Annotated in this window: 7 protein-coding genes; 3 read left to right on the top strand and 4 right to left on the bottom strand. The window is 62.1% G+C overall.

Annotated elements, in window-relative coordinates; translation table 11 throughout:
• Positions 1 to 212: 212 nt before the first annotated feature.
• Positions 213 to 1,472, bottom strand: a complete 1,260-nt coding sequence (locus tag VAR608DRAFT_RS06945) for an acyl-CoA dehydrogenase family protein (RefSeq protein WP_088953392.1) — start codon at positions 1,470 to 1,472, stop codon at positions 213 to 215.
• 20 nt (positions 1,473 to 1,492) lie between these two features.
• Entirely contained in the window at positions 1,493 to 3,643 is a 2,151-nt protein-coding gene (gene fadB, locus VAR608DRAFT_RS06940; RefSeq protein WP_088953391.1) for a fatty acid oxidation complex subunit alpha FadB, read from the bottom strand.
• A gap of 298 nt (positions 3,644 to 3,941) precedes the next feature.
• Here fadB and VAR608DRAFT_RS06935 point away from each other — a divergent pair, with 298 nt between their 5' ends.
• Genes VAR608DRAFT_RS06935 through VAR608DRAFT_RS06925 form a run of 3 tightly spaced genes read left to right on the top strand, consistent with a single transcriptional unit; the run spans position 3,942 to position 7,047 of the window.
• Positions 3,942 to 4,697: a 3-hydroxyacyl-CoA dehydrogenase gene (locus VAR608DRAFT_RS06935; RefSeq protein ID WP_088953390.1), complete on the top strand. Its 756-nt coding sequence runs from the start codon at positions 3,942 to 3,944 to the stop codon at positions 4,695 to 4,697.
• A 25-nt stretch (positions 4,698 to 4,722) separates the two neighbouring features.
• On the top strand, positions 4,723 to 5,907 hold the full coding sequence (locus VAR608DRAFT_RS06930) for an acetyl-CoA C-acyltransferase (protein ID WP_088953389.1): 1,185 nt from the start codon (positions 4,723 to 4,725) through the stop codon (positions 5,905 to 5,907).
• A 9-nt stretch (positions 5,908 to 5,916) separates the two neighbouring features.
• Complete coding sequence (locus VAR608DRAFT_RS06925; protein ID WP_088953388.1) at positions 5,917 to 7,047, top strand: acyl-CoA dehydrogenase family protein; 1,131 nt, start codon at positions 5,917 to 5,919, stop codon at positions 7,045 to 7,047.
• A 208-nt stretch (positions 7,048 to 7,255) separates the two neighbouring features.
• Here the strand turns inward: VAR608DRAFT_RS06925 and VAR608DRAFT_RS06920 are convergent, their stop codons facing one another.
• Both VAR608DRAFT_RS06920 and VAR608DRAFT_RS06915 read right to left on the bottom strand, forming a co-directional pair.
• Positions 7,256 to 8,791, bottom strand: coding sequence for an acyl-CoA synthetase (locus tag VAR608DRAFT_RS06920; protein ID WP_088953387.1), 1,536 nt, complete (start codon positions 8,789 to 8,791; stop codon positions 7,256 to 7,258).
• 109 nt (positions 8,792 to 8,900) lie between these two features.
• Entirely contained in the window at positions 8,901 to 11,477 is a 2,577-nt protein-coding gene (locus VAR608DRAFT_RS06915) for a LuxR C-terminal-related transcriptional regulator (RefSeq protein WP_231973307.1), read from the bottom strand.
• Positions 11,478 to 11,556: the final 79 nt, after the last annotated feature.

The raw sequence follows: 11,556 nt of genomic DNA, 5'->3' as shown, positions 1-11,556 counted from the left end.
AACATGACCATTCCATAGCTGGCGTTGTGACACGGCGGGAGCAGTGCGACGCGCTCGAAGTCAGTGAGCCTGTATACACGGACATATCCCAACCTCGTAGGAGATGCCGACCACGACGCTCATCCCGAGCCTTGCGCCGGACGCAAAGCCACAGCGACGCCTCGATAAGTCCAGAACAGAGGGGCACGCTACGCTAGCGCATGAACGATTGGCTACTCATCGTTTCTTGGGACCCGATAGTACGGGGCCAGCGCACCGACGTGTTCCTTCGCTCGTGCAAGTTCGGCTCGTGCGATCGTGCGCAGGTGCACCTCGTCAGGCCCGTCGAAGAAACGCATGGCGCGGCCCCATGACCAGATCCAAGACAGCGGGGTGTCGGGTGTAAGACCCATCGCGCCGAAAACCTGGATGGCGCGATCGGCGACACGAGTCTGCAGTTGTGCCGCAACTAGCTTGATGGCGGAGACGTCCAGGTGCGCAGATTTATTTCCGTAGGTGTCCATCTTCCAAGCGGCCTGCAGCACATACAGGCGAGCTTGATCGATCTCCACGCGCGACTGGGCAATCCAGTCTTGCACGTTGGCGAAATCGGCAATGTTCTTGCCAAAAGCTCGTCTGGCGAGCGCTCGGTCGCACATCAACTCCAGTGCCAATTCGCATTGACCGATCGTGCGCATGCAGTGGTGTACGCGTCCGGGGCCAAGGCGCGCCTGCGCCAGGGCGAAGCCGGCGTTCTCCTCACCGAGCAAATTGGACACAGGAACGCGTACGTTTTTGAAGACGATCTCGCAATGACCCTCTGGGGCATGGTGGTGCATGATCGGCACGTTGCGGATGATCCGCAGTCCCGGGGTGTCCATCGGCACCAGCACCATCGAGTGACGCGCGTGCTTGGGTGCGTCGGCGGCCGCGTTGGTTACCCCCATCACGATCAAAAGCTTGCAGTTGGGGTGCATGGCGCCAGTGGTGAACCACTTGCGCCCGTTGATGACGTACTCGTCGCCGTCTCGCTGGATGCTTGTCGCAATGTTCGTCGCGTCCGATGACGCGACATCCGGTTCGGTCATTGCGAAGCAGGATCGAATGCGGCCGTCCATCAGGGGGGCCAGCCAACGCTCGCGCTGCTCGGGAGTGGCAAACAGGTGGAGCAGTTCCATGTTCCCCGTGTCTGGTGCGTTGCAGTTGAACACTTCCGCCGACCAAGGAATGCGACCCATGATCTCTGCAAGAGGTGCGTACTGCATGTTCGTCAGTCTGGTCCCGGGCTCGTCTTCGCGCAAACCGGGCAGGAAGAGGTTCCACAAGCCCGCTTCGCGGGCTTTCTTCTTCAGTGGTTCAACCACCTCCGTCGGGAATCGCCCAGATTCCGCAATCCGCTCGAACTCCTCGTTCTGAGGCAGGACCTCGTCGTCCATGAAGCGACGCAGCGTCCGCTGCATTTGCTGTACGTCTTGTGGCAGTTGGAAGTTCATGATGTCCTCTTGTCTCGTGGTCAGTAGAAGCGTTGGCCTGCGGAGGCCATTTCACGCAAACGGTCGTGGGGCACATAGGCGGGTCCGAGTCGTGCCAGCCGTTCGCATCGGGCGATAACCTCGGAGGGACCGAGCCAATCCGCGTACTTCAGTGGGCCGCCCGCGTAGGTGGGGAATCCAAGCCCAAGCTGCATGGCCAGATCGACTTCCGCAGCGCTTCCGACGACGCCTTCGTGCAAGGCCTTGGCTGCTTCCAGGACCATGGGAAGCATCATTCGATCCACGATTTCCGCGGCGCCGAACGCGCACTGCCCGTTGGGTTGAATCTTCGCCAGCAGGGCGCGTGTGTCGCCGGCGGGGCCGCGCACCGGTTTGCCGGTGCTGCTTGGCTCGTAGCGATAGAAGCCAAATCCGCTCTTCTGGCCGTAGCGGCGCCACTCGACCATCATGCGAAGCGCGTCGTTGGCCAGAGCAGGCATGCGCTCAGGATATCCCGCGGAGATCACGTTGTTCACATGGCTGCCGGTATCCATTCCGACGACGTCCTCCAGGTACGCCGGCCCCATGGGCCAACCGAACGCCTCCATGGCTTCATCGACTGCTTCGAAGTCGGCGCCATCTGCGATCAGCTGCAAAAAGGCTCTGATGTAGGCGGTGAGGACGCGATTGACCAAAAAGCCGGGGCAATCTTTCACCACGATGGCTGTCTTGCCCATTGCTGTAGCGTAGGCCACGGCGGAGGCCACCGCGGAATCGGAGGTCCTGCTACCGCGAACCACTTCAACCAGGGGCATCACCGGAACAGGATTGAAGAAGTGCATCCCGACGAGTCGTTCCGGGTGCTGCAGCGAGCTGGCGATGTCGTCGATGCGCAGGCTCGAAGTGTTCGACGCGATGATTGCTGAGGCAGCGAGGCCTGGCTCTAATTCCGAGAGCACCTTCCGCTTGACGTCGAGATTCTCCACGATCGCCTCGACCACCATATCGACCTCCTCGAAGCCCGATGAATCGAGTTGCGGAGTGATCGATTCGACCAACTCGCGGCCGCGAGTCTCGGTGAGCCGGCCCGCTTTCACCTGGCGAGCCGTTTGCTTGAGGGCTTCGTTGATGCCTTGGTCGAGGGCGTTCTGCTGGATGTCCTTGAGTCGTACGGGAACACCGGCGCGCGCACTGGCAAATGCGATACCTCCGCCCATGATGCCTGCGCCGAGAACGGCTGCCTTCTTGATCGGCATGCCACCTTTGCCAGCGTTTCGGGCAAGTTTCTTGACGGTTTGTTCGTTAAGAAAGGTTTGCACCATGGAGCGTGCCGCTTGAGTGCGCGCGATCTCGCCGAATATGGTCGCTTCCAGACGAATCGCGTCTTCACGAGCGAGGCTCGCGCCCTTGTGCATCATGTCAATCGCGGCCAAGGCTGCGGGTTGATGGGTTGGTGCAACTTTGGCTGCGCCGGCGCGTGCGGTCTCGAATGCGGCGCGCACCTCGTCCGCCGATGCAGCCACGGGGAGGCGCTTGCGTTCTTGACGATCGCGCCAATTGACTTCACCGATGATCGCCCGCCTCAGCCATTCAAGTGCCTGCTCACGCAACTCGGCCGCGGGCACGACCGCATCGACAACGCCGGCCTTCAGGGCAGCGTCCGCCTTGGACGGCTTTCCTCCAGCGACCCACTCGCTGGCAACCGCTGCACCTGCAATGCGTGCCAGTCGAACGGTGCCACCGAAGCCCGGGAACAGGCCTAGTTTCACCTCTGGCACACCTACTTGCGCGACATCCGACATCACTCGGATGGAATTCGCGAGGACAAACTCCAGGCCGCCTCCGAGAGCGTAGCCATTGACGGCGACCACCGTCGGCACTGGGAGATCCTCGAATGCGATAAACACTTCGTTGCTGCGGAGGACGTCCTGCGTGATCTCGGCGGCCGCTTTCTTGAACTTTTCCCCGAACTCGGTGATGTCTGCGCCGACGATGAAGACCTCCTTCGCGCTAGTCGCGAGGACGCCCCGAAGACCTGGCGTAGCGCGCAGCAGATCGGTGACCTGGCGGAGTTCCTCCACGGTTCGGTCATCGAACTTGTTGATGGGTTGGCCTTGACGATCGAAACAGACTTCGAAGATTCCGTCTTCGGGCAAAGCCGTCATGCGCAAGCAATTTCCTTGAAACACCATATTTCCTTCGGGGAACATCCGACCCGGCCAAGTCTAGAAATCAGCGCTCCCTTAGACCATCGTCGGAAATGACGAATGACAAGCGCATAGCCTGAGACGACACTTCGTTCCGAGGTCGTGGCTCACCGGGACCCGGGTCCCAAAGTCGACGGCGTGCCCTCCGCGCGCCGAACGTCGAGGCGCATTGCTGGACCCTCCTGCGTCCGTCCCGGAAGTAGTGCAGGGTCGCATGCCGACCGATGCAACGCTTCCGTCGGTCGAGCATTCCTAACGTTTTGAAATTGAAGGATGGCAAATAATGGAAATTGCGAACCGTGTGTTCCTGGTCACCGGTGGGGCATCTGGCCTCGGTGAAGGCGTGGTAAGGATGTTGGCCGCGAATGGCGCCAAGGTCGTCATCGCGGACCTGCAAGAAAAGGGCGAGACCGTTGCGAGCGAAGTCGGCGGTGTGTTCGTGAGATGCGATGTGAGCCAGGAAGAAGATGGGCAAGCTGCCGTCGCTGCGGCACTCAAGTTGGGCAAGCTGGTTGGTCTGATCAACTGCGCAGGCATCGCGCCGGCCGAGAAGACGGTGGGCAAGAGCGGGCCGCACGCTTTGAACGTGTTCAGCAAGACCCTCATGGTCAATTTGATCGGAACGTTCAACATGATCCGCCTAGCGGCAGATGCGATGTCCAAGAACGTGCCCGAGCCAACCGGGGAACGGGGTGTGCTGATCTCCACGGCTTCGGTGGCGGCTTACGACGGCCAGATTGGGCAGGCCGCATACAGCGCGTCGAAAGGTGGCGTTGTCGGGATGACGTTGCCCATTGCACGCGATCTGGCGCGCCTTGGGATCCGCAACATGACGATCGCGCCGGGGATCTTTGGCACGCCAATGCTTTTCGGGATGCCTCAGGAGGTGCAGGACGCATTGGCGGCCAGCGTGCCGTTCCCCTCACGGCTTGGCACGCCAGCAGATTACGCCAAGCTGGCCAAGCAAATCATCGAGAACGACATGCTCAATGGCGAGGTAATTCGCCTTGACGGGGCAATCCGCCTCGCACCGCGTTGATGTAGCCCTCGAAGGACATTCCTCCATGAACGAATCAATTGTGATCGTCGGCGCCGCCCGTACCCCGATGGGCGGCTTCCAGGGCGACTTTTCTTCCCTCGCGGCGCATGACCTCGGCGGCGTGGCGATCAAGGCCGCCATCGAGCGCGCCGGCATCAGCGGCGACAGCGTGGGCGAAGTGCTCTTCGGCAACTGCCTGATGGCCGGCCAGGGCCAGGCGCCGGCACGGCAGGCGGCCTACAAGGGCGGCCTGCCCGACAGCGCCGGCGCGGTCACGCTCAGCAAGATGTGCGGCTCGGCGATGAAGGCGGCCATGATGGCGCACGACATGCTGCTCGCGGGCACGCACGAGGTGATGGTGGCCGGCGGCATGGAAAGCATGACCAATGCGCCCTACCTCATGCTCAAGGGCCGTGGCGGCTACCGCATGGGCCACGACCGCATCTTCGACCACATGATGCTCGACGGCCTGGAAGACGCCTACCAGCCGGGCCGCTCGATGGGCACCTTCGGCGAGGACTGCGCGGCCAAGTACAAGTTCACGCGCGAGCAGCAGGATGCGTTCGCGATCGCCAGCGTCGAGCGCGCCAAGGCCGCGACCACCTCGGGCGCCTTCAAGGCCGAGATCGCGGCGGTGACCGTCAAGGGCCGCGGCGGCGAGACGGTGATCGAGATCGACGAAGGCCCGGGCAAGGTCAAGGTCGACAAGATCCCGACGCTCAAGCCCGCGTTCAAGAAGGACGGTGGCACCATCACCGCCGCATCGAGCTCGTCGATCAACGACGGCGCCGCCGCGCTCGTGATGATGACCGAGAGCACCGCGAAGAAGTACGGCGCCAAGCCGATCGCGCGCCTCGTCGGCCACGCCACGCACGCGCAGCAGCCCGAGTGGTTCTCCACCGCGCCGGTGGGCGCGGTCGCCAAGCTGTTCAAGAAGACCGGCTGGGGCGTGAAGGACGTCGACCTGTGGGAAGTCAACGAGGCCTTCGCGGTGGTGCCGATGGCGCTCGCGCACGAGCTTTCGGTTGCGCACGAGATCGTCAACGTGAACGGCGGCGCCTGCGCGCTGGGCCACCCGATCGGCGCCAGCGGTGCGCGCATCATGGTGACGCTGATCCATGCGCTGCAGCAGCGCGGCAAGAAGCGCGGCGTCGCGACGCTGTGCATCGGCGGTGGCGAAGGCACTGCGGTCGCCCTTGAGCTGATCTGAGGAGAACTGATGCTGCTTAGTTCAGACCAGGAAGCGATCCGCGATGCCGTGCGCGCCTTCGCGCAGGCCGAACTCTGGCCCCACGCGCCGCAATGGGACCGCGACCACAGCTTTCCCAAGGCGGCCCACGAGGGCCTGGCGGCGCTGGGCGCCTACGGCATCTGCGTGCCGGAGGACGACGGCGGCGCAGGGCTCGACTACCTGACGCTCGCGCTGGTGCTCGAGGAGATCGCCGCCGGCGACGGCGGCACCAGCACCGCGATCAGCGTGACCAACTGCCCGGTCAACGCGATCCTCATGCGCTACGGCAACGCGGCGCAGAAGAAGCAATGGCTGCAGCCGCTGGCGCAGGGAAAGATGCTGGGCGCCTTCTGCCTCACCGAGCCGCAGGCGGGCAGCGATGCCTCGTCGCTGCGCACCACCGCGCGCAAGGACGGGGACGGCTATTTGATCGACGGCGTGAAGCAGTTCATCACCAGCGGCAAGAACGGGCAGGTCGCGATCGTGATCGCGGTCACCGACAAGGGTGCGGGCAAGCGCGGCATGAGCGCCTTCATCGTGCCGACCGATGCGCCCGGCTACCAGGTCGCGCGCCTCGAAGACAAGCTGGGCCAGCATTCGAGCGACACCGCGCAGATCAACTTCGACGGCTGCCGCATCCCGGCCGAGAACCTGATCGGCCAGGAAGGCGAGGGCTACAAGATCGCGCTCGGCGCACTCGAGGGCGGGCGCATCGGCATTGCCGCGCAGAGCGTGGGCATGGCGCGCAGCGCCTTCGAGTTCGCGGTCAACTACGCCAAGGAGCGCCAGGCCTTCGGCGGTTCGATCTTCGAGCAGCAGGCGGTGGGCTTCCGGCTCGCGGAATGCGCGACGCAGATCGAGGCGGCGCGCCAGTTGATCTGGCATGCCGCGAGCCTGCGCGATGCGGGCCTGCCTTGCCTCAAGGAAGCGGCGATGGCCAAGCTCTTCGCGAGCGAGATGGCCGAGCGCGTGTGCAGTGCCGCGATCCAGACGCTGGGCGGCTACGGCTACGTCAACGACTTCCCGCTGGAGCGCATCTACCGCGACGTGCGCGTGTGCCAGATCTACGAAGGCACGTCGGACATCCAGAAGCTGCTGATCCAGCGGGCGCTTGCATAGTTCAATCGACGCTCGGCGACCGTGTCGGACCTAGAAGTCGGCGCGTCGTCGAGCGCTGCAAGGGTAGCGCGACGGGATTGTTGTCGTTGAGACCGGGTCCGGACTCGGCAGCGCCCTGATATATCGCTTCGATGCGGCGTTTCGAGCCGATGTCAAGCAATCGCCTCCTGGCCAGGAGCAAGGTAGCCAGGAGCGGGGCGCAACGGAGCTACTTCTTGGGCCAATAGCGGGAGCGCAGGTCACCCTTCACGAGCTTGCCTGTGGCAGTGCGCGGTAGAGCGTCTACGAAGTCAACGCTGCGTGGGGCCTTGAACGATGCGATGCGGCTCTTCAGGAATTCGATGATTTCCTGTTCCAATTCTGGCCCAGGGTTCGCTTCAGACGACGGCACAACCACGGCCTTGACCTGTTCCCCCATCTCGGGATCCGGCACGCCAATCACGGCAACATCGAATATCGCCGGATGAAGCGCGAGGACGTTCTCGACTTCCTGGGGGTAGATGTTCACGCCACCCGAGATGATCATGAATGCCTTGCGATCAGTGAGGAACAGGTAGCCATCCCGGTCGACGTGACCAATATCGCCCACAGCTGTCCAAGTTGGATGTTCCGGATGCATAGTGGAACGCGTCTTTTCGGGATCCAGGTGATACTCGAAAGGTTGCTCATCGCGCTCAAAGTAGATAAGGCCATCCTGGCCCGCCGGCAGGTCATCCCCCTGTTCGTCGCAGATGTGGATCTTGCCGAGAATGGGACGTCCGACCGAGCCGCGCTTGCGCGGCCACTCTTGTGGACTTATCACGGTAATGCCGTTGACCTCGGTGCTCGAGTAGTACTCATACACGATGGGTCCCCACCAGGCGATCATTTGCTCCTTGACCTCTGGAGGACATGGGGCCGCCGAATGGATGGCGACTTCCATCGAACTGATCTTGTATCGGGCACGTGTCGCTGGATCGAGCTTGAGCATGCGCACGAACATGGTCGGCACCCATTGGCTCGCGGTGATCTGGTACTTCTCGATGTTGGCTAGCGCCCCCTCTGCGTCGAACTTGTCCATGATGACGGCCGTGCCTCCGAGCGCCTGCACCGTGGCGCATGTCCGAAGCGGCGCGGCATGGTAGAGCGGGGCAGGCGAAAGGTAGACCGTCTCCGAGGAGAATCCGAAGCTGCCGCCGAACATCGCGACCATTGCGTCTCCGGGTTCGGAGACTTCACGCCGGGGCAGGGGAGCGCGAACACCTTTGGGGCGCCCGGTTGTGCCGGAGGAGTACAGCATGTCACCGCCGCGCGGTTCATGGGGCGGCCGGCTTGCCGAAGCGGAGGCAAGAATGTCAGCAAGCGGCGTGTAGCCAGGAAGCCGGTCATCGAAAGTGATGCGGTGCAGCAATGTCGAAATTTCGGTCCAGGGGCGGGCCGACTTCGCGCCTGCGCCACCGACGAAAATCGCCTTGGCTTCGGAATTCTCCAGGATGTACTGGACCTCTTCGGGCTTCAGCCGATAGTTGATTGCGGTGAGATACAACCCCGATCGTTGGGCGGCCCAATAGACGTCGAACATGCGAGGGTCGTTGTCCGAGAGAAGTGCCACCGTGTCGCCCCGCTGAAACCCCACGCCGCGCAGCCAGTTGGCAATGCGCAAAGAACGCTCTTCGAGTTCGGCATACGTAACGACTTGTCCGGTCGCGGCCATGACGATGGCTGCTTTTTCTGGTGTGGAGGCTGCGTGCTTTCCTGGGTACATGGCAAAGCTGGAAGACGATGTGAAAGGCTACGATTGTTCCCTGCCAGCAGCGCGTGACCATCGTCATAAACGACGTTTTTCTGTGCTTTGTCGTCTGTTCGACCTGGCGCTAGCGGATCAGCCCGCTCCTGCGACCAATTGCGACTGCCTGTATGCGGTTGTGGCAGTCCAGCTTTGTGTAGATGTTGCGCAGATGCGTGCGGACCGTGCTGTTCGAGACGAGAAGTATTTCGGTCATTGCCGTATTTGAGTAGCCCTCGGCCAGAAGCTCAAGCACACGTATTTCGGATCGCGAAAGGTGTTCTGTTGCGAACTTCCCATCCGTGAGGGGGCGTTCGTCCTCTGTGGGGGTGAGACCCAGATGCTCCAGGAGGCGCTCGAGGTATTCTCGAAATATCGGGTCCCGTATTGCTTGGGATGATGACTCCAGAACCCGACGAATGAGCGCACCCAGCAGTGGTCCTTCATCGAGAATCAATCGGAAGAATCCCTCGCGGCTGGAGTCGAGCAAGACGGATATTGCTTCTTCAACAGCTCGCTCTACGTCCCCTGCGCGCAGAAGCGAAAGAGCCAGGAGCAGCCGCAGCTTCAGAATGCGCTGATGCCGCTTCAGCAGCGAAGCGCTTCGCATCTCCGCTTCTAGTCGTGGCACCTGCGACGCCGCATTTCCGAGGTACAACTCCACTCGGACTCGACTGATCAGAAGGTCGTCCACCTCCTGGGCGGGCCTTGCCTGACGATCGGCGCTGGTAGTCCAAGCTGTGCGATCGTCTGCGCGCATGAGTTCTTCGCGCGCTGCCGATGCATGCCCCTGCAGAAGCAGGATGCGGGAGCGCTCCAGCTTGGCACTCGAAGTTACGCGGGGAAGTTTGCGCCGATGACCAAGATATTCCAGATCGGTGATCGTCTGAAGCGCAGTGTCTACGTCACCGTGGTGAAATGAGATGCGAGCACGCAACCGATAGCTTGTGATCATGTGATCGGGTAAACCGACATCGCGAGCCAGCGGCAAGTAGACGTTCAACAGGCGTTCGGCGCCCACCAGGTCGTTTGCCTCATAGAGGACGGCTGCGTACGGGACGCCGGCCCAAGCGTTGCCGTGCGCATAGTTGTATGTCGCCGCCGTCGAAGAGGACGTGATGGCCAGGCGGAAGCGGGCGGTAGCTTGGCGCAGGCGACCTTCGCGCAAATCGAGCATGCCTCCGACCGTCTCGGTATACATCCTATTGAATGCGCTGGGGCCCTGCGCGCGCCTCGCATCCTCCAGAAAGAGGTGTGCTTCCTTGCTGTCTCCTGCGACGGAGACAATATGCGCCATTGCATTCGGAAGGACGCTATCAATGAAGCAGTTGCCAGACGGTGGGTGCCCGAGGGCAGCTCGGCCCGCGTCATGCGCCTCTTCGTAGCGGTCCATCATTGCGAGCAGAACCGGAAGAAGCGCTCTAATGTGCGCGCTGACCTGCTCGTCGCGGCTTGACATGCAATTCGATGCTTGAAGACACTCCATTGCAATCCAGGGTCCCTGGCTGAAGCAACGCGCCCAGACAGCAATCACTTGCATCAATGGCATTCGCCGAAGAAGCTCGGCCGGCATTGCCGAATACCACCGGTCCAGCAGTCGCATGCGGCCCTGCTCAAGAAGGATGTGCGCGTTTTTCTCCAAGAGATGGAGCGCGTGCGGGAAATCGCCGCCTTCGATGGCGTGATCGATGGCCGGAACCGGTCGATCTTGTGATTCGTACGCTCCGGATGCAGCGAGGTTGAGCCGAGCAACTTCCTCGGGCCGCTCCCTGACGAGCAGCTTGCGCAGGAAGTCGGCAAACAGTGCGTGATACCGAAATTGAAGCGGCGCACTTTCGATCGGAATCAAGAATGCGTTGTCGTGCGCCAGTCTGCACAACATCGCGGCGCAATCCACATTGGGAAGCAGAGCTTGGCAGGTGGGAACGCTCAGCTGCCGAAGTACGCTTGTGCGAAGAAGAAAGTTCCTTACTACTGGCGCTTGCCGGGACATCACCTCTTCCGTGAGGTAGTCTGCGACGTCGCGGTCCGAGTCCGAGAGACGCATGAGCACATCGCCCGTTGCGCTGTTTCGGTGAAGCGCGATCGACAGTAGCCAGAGTGCGGCGGCCCAGCCCTCCGTCTTTTCGTGAGCACGATCCGTGGCTTCAAGGAATAGCCCGGCGCCCCGAAGCCTGAAGAAATCGGCTGTTTCCTCCGCCGTGAAGCGCAGGAGCTCGGAGTCAAGTTCCAACAAATGATTACGTGCGCGCAGGCGGCCTAGGCCGAGATCAGGCAGGTTTCTTGAAGCAACTACGAGCAGCCCGTTGCGCGGTAGACGTTCCAGCAACTCCTTCAGGATGTCCGCAACGCCACTGCTGCGAATCACCTCAACATCGTCAAGGAACAGCGCGAAGGGCGCCTGTTCCGCGGCGAGCAGCGAGAAGACATCAGGGCTTCCGCCTGCCGGGCATTCCAATCCCAGTTGAGTCGCGGCAGCGCTGAGAGACGCGAGGAACCGAGGAACGTCGTTGTCGGCGCGATCCAGGGTGAGCCAAGCCGTGGCGACGCCCCGTTCCTGTAGTGATTCACGAAGTTGGACCATCGCGGTGGTCTTACCGAATCCGGCGGGCGCGCGTACAAGTACCAGCTTCACGAGCCCCGCGAGATCAAGGCAGTCGGTCAAACGCCTTCTCTTCACCTCAGCGGTGCGCTGGACAAGCGGGGAGAGCTTGGCTTGCGAAATGGTTGCTGCAGCGACGCGA

Source organism: Variovorax sp. HW608, from assembly GCF_900090195.1.
Classification (GTDB): Bacteria; Pseudomonadota; Gammaproteobacteria; order Burkholderiales; family Burkholderiaceae_C; genus Variovorax.
Note: the sequence above shows the minus strand (reverse complement) of the source record. Positions and strands in the feature narration are given on the sequence as shown.